Source organism: Microbacterium sp. LS_15 (assembly GCF_041954735.1).
Classification (GTDB): Bacteria; Actinomycetota; Actinomycetes; order Actinomycetales; family Microbacteriaceae; genus Microbacterium.
The window spans coordinates 1-17,747 of record NZ_JAVAYD010000010.1 but is presented as its reverse complement, the minus strand read 5'-3'; the positions used below and the strand labels follow the sequence as shown (position 1 = coordinate 17,747).

Below are 17,747 nucleotides of genomic sequence, written 5' to 3'. Positions count from 1 at the left end.
CCTCACCCGCGGGTGAGGGGCCCTTCGTGTCAGAGGATCACTCGTAGAGAACGGATGCGATCTTCTCGTCGTCGAGGTTCGTCTTGTCGTACCAGTACGAACCCGTGTCGTAGAACTTCTCGACCGACTTGCCGTTGGCGGCGTCGTAGGCCGCCTGCACGACCTGCTCGCCGATGCCGATCGGGTCCTGCGTGATCGCACCGGCCATCGTGCCGTCCTTGATGGCGTTGATCTGCGCGGCGCCGGAGTCGAAGCCGACGATCGTGATCTTGCCCTTCTCGAGGCCGAGCTCGTTCACGGCGTTGACGACGCCGATCGCGGAGCCCTCGTTGGTGCCGTAGATGCCCTTGAGGTCGGGGTGCGCGGCGATGAGGGTCTTCGCGATGTCGGCCGACTTCAGGTGGTCGCCGTCGCCGTACTGGATGTCGACGATCTCGATGTCGGGGTAGTCCGACTCGATCTTCTCGACGAAGCCGTCGCGGCGCTCGACACCGGTCGAGTTGATCTGCGAGTGGCCGACGATGGCGACCTCGCCCGATCCGCCGATCAGGTCGGCCATGTGCTCGGCGGCCAGTGCGCCGGCGACCTTGCTGTCGGTGGCCGAGAGGCTCAGGCCCACGTCGCCGTCGCAGGGGGCGTCGAAGTAGACGACGGGGATGTCCTTCGACTTGGCCTGCTCGAGCGGGGCGACGCACGCCTCGGGGTCGAGGGCGGCGTAGGCGATGGCATCCGGGTTCTTGTCGATCGCGGCGGTCAGCATCTCGAGCTGCTGCGCGATCTCGGTCTCGGCTGCGGGGCCTTCGAAGGTGATGCGGACGCCGAGTTCTTCGGCCTTCTGCTCCGCGCCCTTCTTGACGGCCTGCCAGAACTGGTGCTGGAAGCCCTTCGAGACCATGGCGATGTACATCTCGCCGTCTCCGCCGCCTCCGCCGCTGCCGCCTTCTTCGATGACGTCACCGCCGCCGCCGGCACAGCCGGCGAACACGAGGGCGGATGCGGCCACGAGTGCCGCGAATGCGGTCTTCTTGCCGAATTTCATGAAAACTCCATTGTTCTGTGTGGTGGGTGGTTCTCGGTGAGGGTGGTGCCGTGAGGGGGGTCAGGTGTGCTGGCGGTTGCGCAGCGAGTCGAGGAACACGGCGAGCAGCACGACGATGCCGACGACGATGTTCTGCCACTCGGTCTGGATCGACATGATGCGCAGTCCGTTGACGAGCACGCTCATGATGAGCGCGCCGATCACGGTGCCGAGGATCGATCCGCGACCGCCGAGCAGCGAGGTGCCGCCGATGATGACGGCCGCGATGGCCTGCAGCTCGTAGCCGGTGCCGATCTGCGGCTGGGCCGAGTCGAGGCGCGAGGCGATGACGATGCCCGCGATGCCCGTGAAGGCGCCCGCGAACATGTAGATGAAGATCGTCCAGCGACGCGTGTTCACACCCGAGAGGCGCGTGGCCTCCTCGTTCGAGCCGATCGCGAAGGTGTAGCGGCCGAGCAGCGTCTTCGACAGCACGAGCCACGCGACGATCGCGAGGGCGGCGGTGATGAGCACGGCGTTGGGGATGCCGGGGATGATCACGCCGAGCGCGATCTTCTTGAAGTCGGGGGCCGAGGTCGAGAAGTAGATCGGTGCGACGTTCGAGATGACGAGGGCGAGACCCCCGGCGATCATCATCATCGCGAGGGTGGCGATGAACGGGGGCAGTCGCAGGAACGTGATGTTGACGCCGTTCACGAGGCCCATGAGCACACCGGTGAGCACGCCGCCGATGACGCCGATCCACACGGGGAGTCCCATGTTGGTGACGATCACGCCGGTCATCACGGCGCACAGCGCCATACCGGTTCCGATCGACAGGTCGATGCCGCCGGTGATGATGACGAACGTGGTGCCGAGGGCGAGGATGCCGATGACGGCCGTCGACAGCAGCACGGTCGCGATGTTGCTGAACGTGAAGAAGTTCGGGCTGGCGATCGAGAAGAAGATCACGAGCACGATGAGCGTGCCGAACGCGAGCGACTGCTGGACCTGGCGCTTGAGGAACCCGACGACGTCGCGCTTGTCGGTGTTCTCGTCGAGTGCCGTCTGGATGATCGTCGTCGTGGACGATCCGTTCTGCGGAGCGCTCATCAGTCTTCCTCTCCGTGGGCTGCGAGTTGCATGATCTTCTCCTGGCTGGCGTCTTCGTTGCGGAGGGTCCCGGTGATGCGGCCGTTCGCGAAGACCGCGATGCGGTTCGCGACGCGGAGGATCTCCGGCAGCTCCGATGAGATGACGATGATGGACTTGCCCGCGTCAGCGAGCTGCTGCATGAGGCGGTAGATCTCTTCCTTCGCGCCGACGTCGATGCCTCGGGTCGGCTCGTCGAAGATGAGGATGTCGCAGTCGCGCATCAGCCACCGGGCGATGACGACCTTCTGCTGGTTGCCTCCGGAGAGGAGCTTGACGACCTGGTTGACGGACGGCGTCTTCACCCGCAGCTGCTGGACGTAGTCCTTGGTGCGGTTCTTGGCCTTGCCGTCGCCCATCCAGCCGATCGCGTTGGCGTACGAGCCGAGCGAGGCGAGGACCGTGTTGAACGTGACGTCCTGCTCGAGCATGAGGCCGAGCAGCTTGCGGTCCTCGGAGAGGTAGCCGACGCCGTGCCGCACGGCATCCGACGGCTGCGAGATGCGTGCGGTGCGTCCGCCGATCGTGATGGTTCCGCCGTCGCGGTGGTCGGCGCCGATGACCGCGCGTGCGGTCTCGGTGCGTCCTGCGCCCATGAGTCCGGCGAAGCCGAGGATCTCGCCCCGGTGCAGCTGGAACGAGATGTCCTTGAGCAGGCTCTTGGTGGAGAGGCCCTGCACGTCGAGCACCACGGGGTCGCCCGCGTGCTCGCGGGCCTGGGGGCGGGTTCCCTCGTCGATCGCGCGGCCGACCATCATCTCGATGATCTTCGGGATGCTCACCTCGGATTTCTCCAGTGATCCGATGTATGCGCCGTCGCGGAGCACGGTGACCCGGTCGGCGAGGCGGCGCAGCTCGTCCATGCGGTGCGAGATGTAGACGATGCCGGTGCCGGCGGCCTTGAGCTGCTCGATGAGCACGAACAGCGTCTCGACCTCGGAGTCGGTGAGGGCCGAGGTGGGCTCGTCCATGATGAGCACCTTGGCGTTGAACGAGAGCGCCTTGGCGATCTCGACCATCTGCTGCTCGGCGACCGTGAGCTCGCCGACCTTCTGCCGCGGGTCGAGGCGGATGTCGAGGCGCTTCAGCAGTTCGGCGGTCTGCGAGTTGAGCCGACGTTCCGAGAGGAACGGGCCGTTCTTCGGCTCCCTGCCCACGAAGATGTTCTGCGCGACGGTCAGATCGGGCATCAGGTTGAGCTCCTGATGGATGATCGTGACGCCGAGCTGCTGGGCCTGCAGCGGGCTGGTGAGCTCGACCTCCTGCCCCTCGAACGTGATCGTGCCCTCGTCCTTGGTGTAGATCCCGGAGAGGATCTTCATGAGCGTCGACTTGCCGGCGCCGTTCTCGCCGACGAGGACGAGGACCTCGCCCTGGCGCACCTCGAGGTGCACGTCCTTGAGCGCCTGCACGCCGGGGAATCCCTTGCTGATCCCCTCGACTCTGAGGATGGGCTCACCCATGTGCTCACCTGCTTCCTTGAAGGTCGTGTGTCCGATGCTCTCCGGTCGAGTCCGGAAACATCGGATCAATTCTGCGTCCTGCGGCGTCTCCACCGCAAGATGTATCTAAATGTATCTACTCCGCACCCGAAACGGAACAGCCTGTAATAACAAGTCGGACACGGCGGCCGCTCAGTGCAGCCGGATCGAATCGACGGCGACGAGCTTGTCGCGGATGAACGCGTTCGCATGCGCTCCGAGCTCGTCGTTGTCGGTCCAGAGGTTGCGCCAGATGCCCAGCATCCGGCTCAGGTCTGGGGCGACGACCGCCGACGAGAACGACTCGAACACGATCGGCCCGTCGTAGCCGATCCGTCCGAGCGCCTTGAAGAAGGTGTCGAAGTCGACCGTGCCGGTCCCGAGGTAGCCGCGGTGGCTCTCTCCGATGTGCACGTACCGCAGAGCGGGGGCGGCGTCGAGCACCGGGGCGAACATATCCGACTCCTCGATGTTCATGTGGTACGTGTCGAGGTGGATGCCGAGGTTCGGCCGGTCGACCTCGGCGAGGTAGTCGAGTGCCTGCCGCGCCGTGTTGAGAACGTTCGTCTCATAGCGGTTCACGACCTCGAGCGACACCGCGACGCCGCGCTCAGCCGCGTGATCGGCGACGCGCGCGATCGTGCGCCGACTGCTCTCCACTCCCTCGGCAGTGACGGGCTCCATGTACTTCTTCATGGCGCTGTAGACGACACCGCAGAAGTTCTCGCCGCCCAGTTCGGCCACCACGTCGACGGCCCGGAGCATCAGCTCCTCCCCCGCCGCGACGACGGCGGGATCGGCGCTGGTGATGTCGGTCGCCTCGGAGAGACCCAGTGAGGCGCTGACAGCGAGCTCATGCTCGGCGAGGGCGCTCTTCGCGGCGGTGACGTCGAAGGCGAACGGGTCCATGAGGGGGAACTCGATGAGGTCGAAGCCGGCCTGCTTCGTCTTCTCGACGGACAGGCGGATGCCCTCGGCGTCGAAGCGTCCCGTCCAGACCAGCCCGTGGCATCCGATGTTCATGCGACCCCTCGGAGGCGGGTGTGCGGCACCGTCGCCTCGATCGATTGGCACGTGCCAACTCGACCCGGAGGCCAACGCTACGTTCGGTCGGCGAGCGTGTCAAGAACTTTCTTGGCACGTGCCAATCGCGGCAGTAGGCTGGTCCGGCCGCCGTCGATGCCGTGCGCCGGCGCACCCCGAGGAGGAGTCCCATGCCCGCCAGCGTCAAAGACGTCGCAGCCCTCGCCGGCGTCTCCTCGTCGACGGTCTCGAACTACCTGAACCACCCGCACGTGCTGGGGGCGCAGAGCGCGGAGAGGGTGCGTGCCGCGATCGAGCAGCTCGGGTACGTGCCCAACGAGTCGGCCCGTCAGCTGCGCGCCGGGGCGAGCCGCACTCTGGCGCTGATCCTGCTCGACGCGTGGATCCCGTACTTCCAGGAGCTCTCGCGCGGCGTCGAGGATGTCGCGCGAGAGGGCGGCTGGTCGCTGTTCTTCAGCAACAGCAGCCGCGACGGCGAGCTCGAACGCCGCAACATCGAGATGTTCGAGGCGCACCGCGTGCAGGGCATCGTGATCTACCCGCTCGGCGACGTCGTGCCCCGCCTGGAGCAGCTCGCGGAGCGCGGCATCCGCTCGGTCGTCGTCGGACCGATCCGCGAGTCGGCGACCGTGGGATCCGTGCTCTTCGACGACCGGGGCGGCGGCCGCCTCGCGGGCGAGCATCTACTGAGCATCGGGCGAGGACGCCTGCTGTTCGTCGGCGCGCCGACCGTGAGCCAGTCGAACGATCGCCTGCGGGGACTCCGCGACGCGGTCGAGGGCAGCGACGCCTCGGTCGAGGTCGTCGACGTGGTGCACCTCGCCACCGAGGACGGCCTGGAGGTCGGCGCGCGCCTCGCCGCGCTGCCGGCGACCGAACGACCGGATGCCGTGTTCGCCGCCAACGACATGGTCGCGATCGGCGTGATGACGCAGCTGCTGCGCCACGGCATCCGCGTGCCGGACGACATCGCGCTCGTCGGCTTCGACGACGTCATCCAGGCCCACCAGACCGTCGTGCCGCTCACCAGCGTGCGGCAGCCGGGGTACGAGATCGGCCGCGCCGCGGGGGCCGCGCTGCTGCAGCAGCTCGCCGACCCCACCGCCGACCTGCCCGAGCCGACACCGTTCGCCGCGGAGCTCGTCGTGCGGGAGTCGACCGCCTGACGCCGTCAGTGTCGGATCCCGGAGCCCCCGGCACCGCATCTCGCGCCTCCGTCGAGAGCGGGATCAGCCGGGGATCAGCCCCTCGGCCGCCAGTTCCTCCCAGAGCGCCTCGGGGATGTCGACGGCCGCGAACTGGGCGTTCTGCCGCAGCTGCGCCGGCCGGCTGCCTCCCACGACGACCGACCGCACGAGGTCGGACCGCAGCGGGAACTGCACGGCCGCAGCGGGCAGCGGCACATCGTGGGCCGTGCAGATCCGGGCGATGCGCACCACGCGGTCCCAGAGCTCGTCCGGCAGCTCGCCGTACTCGTACCTGCCGTCGCGACGCGGCTCGCTGGACGCGAGCAGGCCGGAGTTGAAGACGGATGCCGCGACGATGCCGGTTCCGCGCTCCCGGCACGCCGGATGCACCTCCGCCGCGGCCGGCTGCTCGAGCAGCGTGTAGCGGCCGGCGACCATCACGAGGTCGAGGTCGGCCGCGCGGACCGCCGTGGTGAGGGCATCCGACACCATCGAGCCGATCCCGATCGCCGCCACCTCTCCGTCTGCCCGCAGCTGCTCCAGCGCGGGCAGCGCCTCGGCGACCGCGAGGTCGAGGTCGTGCCGCTCCGGGTCGTGCAGGTACACGAGGTCGATGCGCTGGATGCCGAGCCGTTCGCGCGACTCGTCGAGACTGGCGCGGATGCCGTCGGCCGAGAAGTCCCACACCCGCTGCAGGTCGTCCGGCACGTGAAAGTCGTTGGCGGTGTCGAGTCCGCCGTCGTGGCCGGGATTGGGCCGCAGCAGGCGTCCGACCTTGGTCGACAGCACGTACTCGTCGCGCGGCTTGGTCTGCAGGAAGGCGCCGAGGCGCCGCTCCGACAGGCCGAGCCCGTAGTGCGGCGCGGTGTCGAAGTAGCGGATGCCGCTGTCCCACGCGCCGTTGAGCACGGCCAGGGCCTCATCGTCGCTGAGCTCGCGGAACAGGTTGCCGACGTTGGCCGCCCCGTAGCCGAGCGCCGGCATCGTGAGGGGGTCAGACCGTGACATGCTCGCCGGTCCACGTGTAGGCCTCGATGCTGCCTGCCTTCATCTCCATGCCCGCGCCCGGGGCGGTCGGCGCCGTGTACGACCCGCCGCGGATGTCGGTGGGCACGACGAAGTGCTCGTGCAGGTGATCGACGAACTCGATCATGCGTCCTTCGCGTGTGCCGGTGACCGCGACGAAGTCGAACATCGACAGGTGCTGCACGGCCTCGCACAGTCCCACACCCCCGGCATGCGGGCAGACGGGCACGCCGAACTTGGCCGCGAGCAGCAGGTTCGCGATGTTCTCGTTGACCCCGGCGACGCGCACCGCGTCGATCTGCATGACGGAGATCGCGTCGGCCTGCAGCAGCTGCTTGAAGATCACCCGGTTCTGGGCGTGCTCGCCGGTGGCGACGCGGATGGGGGCGACCCCTCGCGCGATCTCGGCGTGACCGAGCACGTCGTCGGGGCTGGTGGGCTCCTCGATCCAGGCGGGGTGGAACTCGGCGAGCGCGTTCACCCACTCGATCGCCTCCGACACCTCCCAGCGCTGGTTCGCGTCGATCGCGATGGGGAAGTCGGGACCGCACACCTCGCGCGCCTTGCGGAATCGGCGGATGTCGTCGTCGAGGTCGGCACCGACCTTGAGCTTGATCTGCGTGAACCCGTCGGCCATCGCCTCGCGGGCGAGCCGTTCGAGCTTCTCGTCGGAGTAGCCGAGCCAGCCGGGGCTGGTGGTGTAACCGGGGTAGCCGGTGGCGAGCAGTTCCTGCTCCCGCTCGGCACGGCCGGGCTCTGCGGCTCGGAGGATCTCGAGCGCCTCGGCCGGCGTGAGCGCGTTGGTGAGATAGCGGAAGTCGACGAGGCCGACGAGCTCCTCCGGGGTCATCCGGGCGAGCAACTGCCACAGCGGCAGCCCCGCCCGCTTGGCCTTGATGTCCCACAGCGCATTGATGACCGCGCCGATGGCCATGTGCATGACGCCCTTCTCGGGGCCGAGCCAGCGCAGCTGCGAGTCGCCGATGATGTCGCGGAACGTGCCGCCCATGTCGTCGAGCAGCGGCTCGATCTCGCGTCCGACGAGGTGTCCGGCGAGCGCGTCGATCGCGGCCACCTGCACGTCGTTGCCGCGGCCGATCGTGAAGACGAACGCGTGGCCGTCGATGCCGTCCGCGGCGTCGGTGCGCACGATCACGTACGCCGCCGAGTAGTCGGGGTCGGGGTTCATGGCATCCGACCCGTCCAGGCTGAGCGAGGTGGGGAAGCGGATGTCGGTGGTGTCGAGGGCGACGATGCGGCTCACGGGTTCCTCTCGGGCACGGCAGGGGACGTCCGTGCAAATCCCTTGGAGTGTAAACATCCGATGTCTATACTGTCAACGAGGCGGACCACCGCGACGTGGTCCGGGCCGACGACGATCCGACCGAGCAGGAGAGACATGAAGTTCGCACGCCTAGGAGCCCCCGGGGCCGAGATCCCCGTCCTCGTGGATGGAGACCGCTACTTCGATCTGCGGTCCGTGACATCCGATGTCGACGGCGCATTCCTCGCCGGCGACGTTCACGCGCTCGTCGAAGCGGGACTCGCCGACGGCGGCCTCCCCGAGCTCGAGGACGCCGCGTCGATGCGCATCGGCGCCCCGATCGCTCGCCCGAGCGCCGTCATCTGCATCGGCCAGAACTACGCGGCCCATGCCCGCGAGTCGGGTGCGGAGCCTCCCACCGTGCCGATCATGTTCCTGAAGACCCCGAACACCGTGGTCGGACCGGACGACACGGTCACCATCCCCCGCGGCAGCGAGAAGACCGACTGGGAGGTCGAGCTCGGCATCGTGATCGGCGCCCGCGCGGCCTACCTCGACTCCCCGGAGGAGGCCGACGCGCACATCGCCGGGTACGTCACGGCCAACGACGTCTCGGAGCGCGCGTTCCAGATGGAGGTCTCCGGCGGTCAGTGGTCGAAGGGCAAGATCGCCGCGGGCTTCAACCCGACCGGCCCATGGCTGGTCACCCCCGACGAGGTCGAGGTCGGATCCCTGCGCCTGCGGAGCTGGGTCAACGGAGAGCCCCGGCAGGACTCGAACACGAACGACATGATCTTCGACGTCCGCACGATCGTGCATCACCTGTCGCAGTACGTCACGCTCGAGCCGGGCGACCTCATCCTCACCGGCACGCCGCAGGGCGTCGCGTTCGGCGGGAGGTTCCCCTATCTGCGGGCCGGAGACGTCGTCGACATCGAGATCGAAGGACTCGGGCATCAGCGCCAGGAGTTCGTGGCCTGGGAGGCGCAGAAATGACCGGAGCACTGGACGGACTCGTCGCGATCGTCACCGGCGGGGCCTCGGGGCTCGGCGCCGCGATCGCCGCACGACTGCACGCCGACGGCGCGCAGATCGCGGTGCTCGACCGCGACACCTCGGGGGCGGATGCCGCGTTCGCCGTCTTCACCGCAGACGTCTCCGACCGGGCGTCGGTGGATGCCGCGGTCGCGGCCGTCGCCGAGAGGTTCGGTCGCATCGACATCGTCGTCAACAACGCGGGAATCGGAGCGCAGGGCGACGTCACCGCGAACGACGACGACGAGTGGGCACGCGTGCTGTCGATCAATGTCACCGGCATCGCCCGCGTGACCGCCGCCGCGCTGCCGTGGCTGCGGAAGTCGCCGAGCGCGTCGATCTGCAACACCGCGTCGATCGCGTCGACCACCGGCCTGCCGCAGCGCGCACTGTACAGCGCGTCGAAGGGCGCCGTCGAAGCACTCACCCGCGCGATGGCCACCGACCACCTGCGTCAGGGCATCCGCGTCAACGCCGTGAACCCCGGCACCGCCGACACCCCGTGGGTGGGGCGGCTGCTCGACAGCGCGGTCGACCCCGAGGCCGAGCGGGCGGCGCTCGAAGCGCGGCAACCGCACGGACGCCTCGTGTCGCCGAGCGAGGTCGCCGCCGCGGTCGCCTACCTCGTCTCCCCCGAGGCCGGATCGACGACGGGCACGTTCATCGAGGTCGACGGCGGGATGGCGCGGCTGCGCCTCCGTCCGGTCGGCAGCTGACCGGTCGGGCAGCAGGGTCAGTCCCCGAGCAGCCAGCCCAGGATGCCGCGGCGCGGCGATTCGTCGGCATCCTGGGCCCTGCGCCTGCCGAGACCGTAGAACTCCTCGGCGTTCCGCCAGAACAGGGCGTCGAGGTCGTGACCGCGCGCCTGCGCCCAGTCGATCACCGTCTCCGCCCAGCGGTCGCGCGCGTGAGGCTGGTAGGTCGCGGAGCCGTCCTCGGGCGCGTGCGGGTCGCCGGCCTCCGCCGGTCCGATGACCGAGACGGGCCAGTCGCTCCCCCACATGAGGCGATCCCCGCCGAACGCGTCGGCCGCGGCGTCGAGGAACGGGACGAGCTGTGCGGCCGTCCAGTCGCCGCCGGCTTCGGCCGGCAGCCCGGAGAGCTTGCAGGAGACCTGCGGATGCCGCGCGAGGTCGTCGAGGTCGCGCACCCACTCGGGGCTCGGTCCCACCGGCGCGCCCGCGGTGCCGACGGCGGGCTTGCCGAGGTGGTCGAGCACGATCCGCAACTCGGGCACGGCCGCGGCGAGGCGCGAGATCTCCGGCAGCTGCGCCTCGCGGATGCAGGCGTCGAAGGTCCAGCCGCGCGCGGCGACCTCGCGAGCGCCCGTGATGAATCCCGCGGAGACGGCGAGCCCATCGGCCTCGTCCTGCAGGATGTGCCGCACGCCGACGACGAGCGGTTCGGTCTCGAGTCCCTCGAGATGCGCGGTCGTGTCGGTGCCGCGATCGAGGCGGGCGCCGGCGACGATGCCGGTCACGCCGATGGCCGGCGCGAGGCTCGCGACCCACTGCACCTCGGCGAGGAAGTCCTCGTCGTCGGTGCCCGCCTGCACGAACACGGCGTGCTCGGTGGTCGCGCGGGTGATGCGCGCGTGGTCGATCTCGGTGTCGGCGAACCGCCATGCGAGCGGTCCTTCGAGCCAGGAGTAGTGCAGGATCTCGGGATCCCACAGGTGCAGGTGCGAATCGAGTACGCGCATGCGACCATCCTGCCGCAGACATCGGATCAATCGCTAGGATGACGCCATGGCCGTGACAGACGAGGCGATCGAGAAGATCAAGGCGATGATCGTGTCGGGTGAGCTCGCCCCCGGCGATCGCCTCCCGCCCGAGAAGGAGCTGTCCGAGCGCCTCGGCCTGTCGCGCAACTCGATGCGCGAGGCCGTGAAGGCGCTCGAGGTGATCCGCGTGCTCGACGTGCGCCGCGGCGACGGCACCTATGTCACGAGCCTCGAGCCGCACCTGCTGCTGGAGGCCATCTCCTTCGTCGTCGACATGCACGACGACGACTCGATGCTCGAGATCTTCGCGGTGAGACGGATGCTGGAGTCGCAGGCCACCGGCCTCGCCGCGTCCCTCGCCACCGACGATGCGATCGCCCGGATCGAGGCCGAGGTCGAGGCGGTCGACGCGTCGGTGGGAATCGAGGAGCTGGTCGAGCACGACATCCGCTTCCATCGTGAGATCGTGGCGATGTCGGGCAACGCCTACCTCGCAAGTCTCATCGAGCACCTCAGCAGCCAGACGGTCAGGGCGCGCATCTGGCGCGGTCTCACCGAGGGCGGCGCGGCCGAGCGCACCCTCTCGGAGCATCGCGCCATCGCCGACGCGATCGCGCAGCACGACCCCGCGCTCGCCACGTCGCTCGCAACGGCCCACATCGCCGGCGTCGAGCGGTGGCTGCGCCAAGCGGCCACGGCCTGATCGGCACGGCCGGGTCGCGCACACGGACCCCGAGTCCGGGCCCCGATCTCAGGCCTCGAGAGCAGGGCGGAGCTCAGGCCCCGAGGCGCACCATGGCGGCGTCGAACTCCGCCGCCGAGCTGTCGCTCACCTCGTGGAACAGCACGGCGTCGAGCACGTCGGGCGCCGCGGTGAAGTACGGCACACCGGCGAGCCGCAGGCCGGTGATGTCGTCGGGTGACCGCAGGCTCGCGGCGAGCACGTTCGATCCGCTGCCTTCGCACATCTGCTGCATCTCGGCGATCACGGCGTCGCCGTCGATCCCGGCATCCCGCATCCGCCCGAGATAGGGGGCGATGTACTGGGCGCCGATGCTCGCGCAGGTCAGCGCCTGCGCGACGGAGTAGACGGCGGTGACGAGCACGGTCGCCCCGTCGCGGACGAGGGCGGATGCCGCGGCGAAGCCGTCGCGCGTCGCGGGGACCTTCACGGCCACTCGGTCGCCGAGCGCGCGGATGCCGTCGGCGTTGCGCAGGAACGACGCGGTGTCGCCGCCCCAGGTCTGGAAGAACACCTCCCGGGCGCCCTCCTCCGTCCACCGCGTGTAGAGGTCGGGGATCTCTGCCGCGGTGCGCCCGCCCCGTTCGAGGATCGTCGGGTTCGTCGTCACGCCGTGCACGACGCCGGTGGCGAGGAGTGAGGAGACCCGATCGAGATCGGCGCTGTCGACGTAGAGGCGGGGGCACGACGCGGTCATGGATCTCCTTGCGCACAACCTGTCGTTACAGGTTCGGATTCGGCTAATGTAATGACAGCCGCGGAGGATGTCAAAGCGCCGCGGATCGACGACGATCAGGAGCCCCATGACCCCCGCCACCTCGGCCGATCGTTCGGGAGTCGTCATCGTCGGCAGCGTGACTGCCGACGTCACGACCTTCTCCACCCGGCTCCCCGCGCGGGGCGAGACGATCCTCGGAGACGAGTTCACGCTCATGCTCGGCGGCAAGGGAGCGAACCAGGCGGTCGCCGCCGGTCGGTCCGGCGCCCGCACGAGCTTCGTCGGATGCGTCGGCGACGACCTGTTCCACGACCTCGTCGTCACCGGGCTGAGCGATGCCGGCGTCGACCTCGCGCATCTGCGCACGGTCCCCGGTCCCACCGGCATCGCCCACATCCGCGTCGACGCCTCGGCGCAGAACGACATCGTCATGGTGCCCCTCGCCAACGCCGCGCTGAGCGCCGAGCAGATCGACGACGCGCTGACCGCCCTCGCCCCGACCACGTCGGTGCTGCTCACGCAGCTCGAGACACCGTCGGCCCTCACCGCCCACATCACGGCGCGCGGACAGGAGCACGGCATGACCGTCATCCTCGATCCCGCCCCCGCCGCCCCGCTGCCCGACGACGTGTGGCGCAACATCGACATCGTCACCCCGAACGAGACGGAGGCGTCGCTGCTGAGCGGCGTCGAGGTCGTCGACGCCGCCACGGCCGAGCAGGCGGGCCGGTGGTTCCTCGACCGGGGCGTCGGCGCGGCCGTCATCACGCTCGCGGGTCAGGGCTCGTGCGTCGTCACGGCCGAGGGGGCGACCGTCATCCCGCCGTTCCCCGTCGAGGCCGTCGACACGACCGCCGCGGGCGATGCGTATGCCGGATACCTCGGCGCCGCTCTCGCGAACGGCAGCACGCTGTCGGATGCCGTGCGCCTCGCGACCGCCGCAGGAGCGCTCGCCGTCACGAAGCAGGGCGCATCGCCGAGCCTGCCGCTGCGCGCCGAGGTCGATGCGTTCCTGTCCACCCGCGAAGCCGCCGCCTGACGCGGCATCCGGTCCGTCGTCCAGAGTCGAACACCGAGTCGAGGAGCACCATGCGCAAGACCGCCACGACCATCAACCCCGCCCTGTCCCGCGTCATCAGCGAGACCGGGCACACCGACCTGATCGTCGTGACCGACGCCGGGCTGCCCATCCCGACCGGGTCGGAGCGCATCGATCTCGCCTACCGCCCTGGCGCTCCGGCGTTCTTCGACGTGCTCGACACCGTGCTCGCCGAGCTCGTGGTCGAGGGAGCCACGGTGTCGGCGGAAGTGGCCGAGAAGAGCCCCGAGGTGCTCGCAGCGCTGCGCGAGCGGTTCGCCGATCAGGACTTCGAGATCCAGCTCCTCCCGCACGTCGAGTTCAAGGCCCTGTCGCAGAGCGCGCGTGCCTTCGTGCGGTCAGGGGAGTTCACGCCCTACGCCAACGTGATCCTGCACGCGGGGGTGGCGTACTGACATGGAGGACTCGATCGACCGGCACTCCGCGGCGCCGATGTACGACCAGCTGCGGCAGCTGATCATCGAGGGCATCGACCGCGACGGCCTGCAGCCGGGCGATCCTCTCCCCGGCGAGCACCGGCTGTGCGAGCGGTACGGCATCTCGCGCACCGTGGTGAGGCAGGCGCTCGCGCAGCTCGAGCACGAGGGACTCGTCGAACGCGTCAAGGGCAAGGGCACGTTCGTGTCGCGCCCGCGCACGAGCGAGAGCCTGGTGCACACGCTCGTGGGCCTGTACGACGACGTGGAGCGCCGCGGCGGACACGTGCACAGCGACGTGCTCCGGCACGAGCAGGCGCTCGCCGACGACGAGATCGCGACCGCGCTCGAGGTGGCCCCGGGTACGCCGGTCGTGGTGCTCGAGCGCCTGCGTCACGTCGACGGCGAGCCGTGGTCGCTCTCCACGACCTGGATGCCGGAGGCCGTCGGCGCGGTCACGCTCGGCGTCGATCTGTCGGAGGCGTCGCTGTACCGCGTGCTGGCCGAGAACGGCATCGTCGCGACGAGCGGGGTGCGCTCCGCCGAGGCCACCGTGGCGACGCACGAGCAGGCCCAGCACCTCGGCGTGAGCGCCGGGTCGGCCCTGCTGAGGCTGCGCAGCGTGAGTCGGGGCGCAGACGGCATCCCCATGGAGTACTTCGTCGCGCACCACAGAGGCGACCGATCGCGGTTCGAGTTCCAGCTGCAGCAGGAGCAGTCGCAGGCATCTCTTCTGCACATCGACGACGACGGCGCGGCTTCTCGCGCAGGCACGGTCAGCTGACCTGTCAGCGCTCCTCCGGGTCGGCGCACCCGGATAGCCTGGTCGCAGACCGGTACGGAGATCAGGGGGAGCTGGATGGCACAGGACGACGAGGATGCGGGAGCGCAGGGTGAGCAGGTCGTTCCGCCACCCCCGCCCGCACCGGGCGGGCAGGACGGGAACGCCTCATCCACGGTGCCCCTCGCGCCGTCGCTGAGCGGCGAGGCGTCGCCGACCCAGCCGTACGGGATGCCGCAGCAGCCCCCGATGGCCCCACCACCGCAGTACGGAGCCCAGTCGCAGTACGGAGCGCGCCCGCAGTACGGGACGCCGCAGCAGCCGCCATACGACACTCAGCCGCAGCCGCCGTATGCGGGTGCGGCGCAGCCGCCGTACGCGGGATCCTCCCCGAACGGCGGGTACCCGATCTCGTCCGTCGCGCCGCCGCCCGCTCGCTCGAGCGCGCGGACGAACGGCCTGGTGCTCGCCCTCGTCGGCGGTCTGTTGGCGCTGATCATCGTGGGCGTGGCCGTCGTCATCGGCTTCCTGACCAACGTGCGACCCAGTCCCGTCGCCGAGCCGACCGGCATCTCGGCCCCCTCTCCGCTCCCGTCGTCCGATGCCTCCGAGGACCCGGGGTCCACCCCTGACGCCGATGCCGGCGCGGAGATCGCCGACATCCTGCAGGCGAAGGCCGACGAGTACAAGCGGCTCCGTGACTCGGGTGCGCTGTGGCAGACCATCCCCGACACCGAATTCAACCGCACGGCGGTGTCGGCCTTCCTCTACTTCCTCACCGACATGAAGGTCGCGACGATCTGGGGCGTCGATGCGCAGACAGCCGCCGAGTACGAGGAGCGGATGACGATGCTCGAAGAGAAGCTGCTCGCCCAGCAGCCGCTCGGCGATGACATCCAGATCACTCTCGAAGAGGGCAGGGTGTTCCGTTATGACGGCGAGACGGGCGAGGGCGGCTATTTCGAGGAGTAGACCGCGCGTTACGCTCGAAGCATGAGCGACTGGACCAGCACCGCGATCGCCCTGCTGGAAGCCGACGCGAACCGCAGCGCCGACACGCATCTGCACCTGTTCCCGCTGCCGGCCGAGTGGGGCATCGACCTGTACCTGAAGGACGAGTCGGTGCATCCCACCGGGTCTCTCAAGCACCGTCTCGCACGCTCGCTGCTGCTCTACGGCCTCGTGAACGGACGCATCACGGCGGACACGACGCTCGTCGAGTCGTCGAGCGGATCGACCGCCGTGTCCGAGGCGTACTTCGCACGGATGCTGGGGCTGCCGTTCATCACGGTCGTGCCGCGCTCGACCAGCCAGGAGAAGATCGACCTCATCGAGTTCTACGGCGGCACCTGCCACTTCGTCGATCGCGCGGAGGACATGTCCCCCGAGGCCCGGCGCCTCGCGAGCGACTGCCACGGCCATTACCTCGACCAGTTCACGTTCGCGGAGCGTGCGACCGACTGGCGGGGCAACAACAACATCGCCGAGAGCGTCTTCAGCCAGCTGTCGCAGGAGCGGCATCCGATCCCCCGCTGGATCGTGGTGGGCGCGGGCACCGGAGGCACGAGCGCGACGTTCGGCCGCTACGTCAGGTACCGCCGCCACGACACGCAGATCGCGGTCGTCGACCCCGAGGGCTCCGCGTTCTACGACGGCTGGGCGGGCACGGTCGATCCTCCGGCCGGCCGCCCGAGCCGCATCGAGGGCATCGGCCGCCCGCGCGTCGAGCCGTCGTTCGTACCGACCGTGATCGACGAGATGATCCAGGTGCCCGATGCGGGGTCGATCGCCGCGATCCGGATGCTGCGCGAGCGCACCCTCCATCTCGCCGGCGGCTCGACGGGCACGAACCTGTACGGCGCCTTCCAGCTGATCGCCCGCATGCGCGCGGCCGGCGAGACAGGAAGCGTCGTGACGCTCATCTGCGACAGCGGCATCCGCTACGCCGGGACCTACTACTCCGACGAGTGGGTCGCCTCGCAGGGCTGGGATCTCGCGCCGCACCGCACCCGCCTCGACCGCTTCCTCGACACCGGCGAGTGGATCGAGTGAACCCGACCTCCGCGCTGTTCCGCGAGACGCAGGTCGGGCCACGCTGGCTCGCGGTCGCCGGGGCGATGACTCTGGTGTTCCTGGCTGCGATCACGGCGATCGCCGCTCCGGTCGTGCTCGCGAACGCCGAGCGGCTCGGCGGTGGGGCCATCGTGCTGCTCGTCGTGGGGTTCGTGCTCGTCCTGGGCGCCGGCCTGCTCGCGCTGAGGCGTCGCATCGCGCTCAGCGTCACCTCGACGCACATCGACGCCCGGCTCTCGCCCTTCCGCGTCATGCACATCCCGCTCACCGACATCGAGCGCGTGGATGTCGTCGAGGTGCGACCCTCCGAGGCCGGAGGTGTGGGATGGCGGGTCGTCGGCGCCGACCGATATCTGCTCTGGTCTGCGGGCCCCGCAGTCCGGCTGACCCTGTCGAAAGGCAGTACACGTACTCTGCGCAGTGACCACGCCGTCGAACTGCGCACGGCGATCGACAGCGCGCGGACTGCGCAGCAGTAGCGGCCGGAGATCGCGGGCTACGCTGGCGGCATGACCACTCTCATCCTCACCGTCGCGGGTGCTGATCGTCCGGGCCTCGTGGCCGCCGTCGCCGATGTCGTGGACGCCCACGGCGGCAACTGGGAGAGCAGCCAGCTCGCCGAACTCGCCGGCACCTTCGCCGGTGTCATCGAGGTCTCGGTCACCCCCGAGCGCTCGGCCGACCTCGAGGGCGCGCTGCGCGAGCTCGACGGCCTGCTGACGGTCGCCGTGCGCACCGGCACGGAGCAGGCTCCCGCGCCCGACCGGCTGCTGGAGCTGCGCGTGCTCGGCAACGATCGCCCCGGCATCGTGCGCGAGGTGTCGACCGTGCTGAACTCCCATGCCCTGAGCATCGAGGAACTGTCGACCGAGACCCGCGACGCCGCGATGGCCGGCGGTCGGCTGTTCGAGGCCACGGTCGCCGCGCGCGTGCCCTCGTCGGTCGATGTCGACGCCCTCCGCTCCGATCTCGAGCGCCTCGCGACCGA

Annotated in this window: 19 protein-coding genes; 11 read left to right on the top strand and 8 right to left on the bottom strand. The window is 69.6% G+C overall.

Annotation, left to right across the window (positions count from 1 at the left end):
* Positions 1-37: 37 nt before the first annotated feature.
* The 4 genes from RAC69_RS12645 to RAC69_RS12630 all read right to left on the bottom strand — a co-directional run bounded on the left by RAC69_RS12645 (position 38) and on the right by RAC69_RS12630 (position 4,674).
* Positions 38-1,039, bottom strand: a complete 1,002-nt coding sequence (locus RAC69_RS12645; RefSeq protein ID WP_375087111.1) for an ABC transporter substrate-binding protein — start codon at positions 1,037-1,039, stop codon at positions 38-40.
* A gap of 60 nt (positions 1,040-1,099) precedes the next feature.
* Complete coding sequence (locus tag RAC69_RS12640; protein ID WP_341933269.1) at positions 1,100-2,131, bottom strand: ABC transporter permease; 1,032 nt, start codon at positions 2,129-2,131, stop codon at positions 1,100-1,102.
* Positions 2,131-3,633 (bottom strand): sugar ABC transporter ATP-binding protein, encoded by a 1,503-nt coding sequence (locus RAC69_RS12635; protein ID WP_375087110.1) that lies wholly within the window; start codon positions 3,631-3,633, stop codon positions 2,131-2,133. Before RAC69_RS12635 ends, RAC69_RS12640 begins: the two co-directional genes overlap by 1 nt.
* A 171-nt stretch (positions 3,634-3,804) precedes the next feature.
* Positions 3,805-4,674: a sugar phosphate isomerase/epimerase family protein gene (locus RAC69_RS12630; RefSeq protein WP_375087109.1), complete on the bottom strand. Its 870-nt coding sequence runs from the start codon at positions 4,672-4,674 to the stop codon at positions 3,805-3,807.
* 191 nt (positions 4,675-4,865) lie between these two features.
* Here RAC69_RS12630 and RAC69_RS12625 point away from each other — a divergent pair, with 191 nt between their 5' ends.
* Positions 4,866-5,861: a LacI family DNA-binding transcriptional regulator gene (locus RAC69_RS12625; RefSeq protein WP_375087108.1), complete on the top strand. Its 996-nt coding sequence runs from the start codon at positions 4,866-4,868 to the stop codon at positions 5,859-5,861.
* A 63-nt stretch (positions 5,862-5,924) separates the two neighbouring features.
* Here RAC69_RS12625 and RAC69_RS12620 read toward each other — a convergent pair whose 3' ends face one another.
* Complete coding sequence (locus tag RAC69_RS12620) at positions 5,925-6,890, bottom strand: aldo/keto reductase (protein WP_375087107.1); 966 nt, start codon at positions 6,888-6,890, stop codon at positions 5,925-5,927.
* Positions 6,877-8,172 carry an L-fuconate dehydratase gene (locus tag RAC69_RS12615; protein WP_375087106.1) on the bottom strand — a complete coding sequence of 432 codons (1,296 nt, stop codon included), beginning with the start codon at positions 8,170-8,172 and terminating at the stop codon, positions 6,877-6,879. Before RAC69_RS12615 ends, RAC69_RS12620 begins: the two co-directional genes overlap by 14 nt.
* A 135-nt stretch (positions 8,173-8,307) precedes the next feature.
* Between RAC69_RS12615 and RAC69_RS12610 the strand changes: the two genes are divergently transcribed.
* A complete protein-coding gene (locus RAC69_RS12610) occupies positions 8,308-9,168 on the top strand; it encodes a fumarylacetoacetate hydrolase family protein (protein WP_375087105.1) in 861 nt (286 codons plus the stop codon).
* Positions 9,165-9,923, top strand: coding sequence for an SDR family NAD(P)-dependent oxidoreductase (locus RAC69_RS12605; RefSeq protein ID WP_375087104.1), 759 nt, complete (start codon positions 9,165-9,167; stop codon positions 9,921-9,923). The genes RAC69_RS12610 and RAC69_RS12605 overlap by 4 nt, the downstream gene beginning before the upstream one ends.
* A gap of 17 nt (positions 9,924-9,940) precedes the next feature.
* On the opposite strand, the gene RAC69_RS12600 is transcribed toward RAC69_RS12605, so the two are convergent.
* On the bottom strand, positions 9,941-10,909 hold the full coding sequence (locus tag RAC69_RS12600) for an amidohydrolase family protein (RefSeq protein WP_375087103.1): 969 nt from the start codon (positions 10,907-10,909) through the stop codon (positions 9,941-9,943).
* A gap of 46 nt (positions 10,910-10,955) precedes the next feature.
* Here RAC69_RS12600 and RAC69_RS12595 point away from each other — a divergent pair, with 46 nt between their 5' ends.
* A complete protein-coding gene (locus RAC69_RS12595; RefSeq protein ID WP_341933248.1) occupies positions 10,956-11,633 on the top strand; it encodes a FadR/GntR family transcriptional regulator in 678 nt (225 codons plus the stop codon).
* 73 nt (positions 11,634-11,706) lie between these two features.
* Here the strand turns inward: RAC69_RS12595 and RAC69_RS12590 are convergent, their stop codons facing one another.
* Complete coding sequence (locus RAC69_RS12590; RefSeq protein ID WP_375087102.1) at positions 11,707-12,369, bottom strand: transaldolase family protein; 663 nt, start codon at positions 12,367-12,369, stop codon at positions 11,707-11,709.
* Between the two features lie 106 nt (positions 12,370-12,475).
* Between RAC69_RS12590 and RAC69_RS12585 the strand changes: the two genes are divergently transcribed.
* From RAC69_RS12585 to RAC69_RS12555, 7 genes are all read left to right on the top strand, one after another.
* On the top strand, positions 12,476-13,429 hold the full coding sequence (locus RAC69_RS12585; RefSeq protein WP_375087101.1) for a ribokinase: 954 nt from the start codon (positions 12,476-12,478) through the stop codon (positions 13,427-13,429).
* Between the two features lie 50 nt (positions 13,430-13,479).
* Positions 13,480-13,884, top strand: a complete 405-nt coding sequence (gene rbsD / locus RAC69_RS12580; protein ID WP_375087100.1) for a D-ribose pyranase — start codon at positions 13,480-13,482, stop codon at positions 13,882-13,884.
* A 1-nt stretch (position 13,885) separates the two neighbouring features.
* Complete coding sequence (locus RAC69_RS12575; RefSeq protein ID WP_341933244.1) at positions 13,886-14,689, top strand: GntR family transcriptional regulator; 804 nt, start codon at positions 13,886-13,888, stop codon at positions 14,687-14,689.
* Between the two features lie 75 nt (positions 14,690-14,764).
* A complete protein-coding gene (locus tag RAC69_RS12570) occupies positions 14,765-15,658 on the top strand; it encodes a hypothetical protein (RefSeq protein ID WP_375087099.1) in 894 nt (297 codons plus the stop codon).
* 21 nt (positions 15,659-15,679) lie between these two features.
* Positions 15,680-16,738, top strand: coding sequence for a PLP-dependent cysteine synthase family protein (locus RAC69_RS12565; protein ID WP_375087098.1), 1,059 nt, complete (start codon positions 15,680-15,682; stop codon positions 16,736-16,738).
* Positions 16,735-17,238: a hypothetical protein gene (locus RAC69_RS12560; RefSeq protein ID WP_375087097.1), complete on the top strand. Its 504-nt coding sequence runs from the start codon at positions 16,735-16,737 to the stop codon at positions 17,236-17,238. The genes RAC69_RS12565 and RAC69_RS12560 overlap by 4 nt, the downstream gene beginning before the upstream one ends.
* 30 nt (positions 17,239-17,268) lie before the next feature.
* Positions 17,269-17,747 (top strand): glycine cleavage system protein R (locus RAC69_RS12555; protein WP_375087096.1); only part of this gene is annotated, 479 nt, incomplete at its 3' end.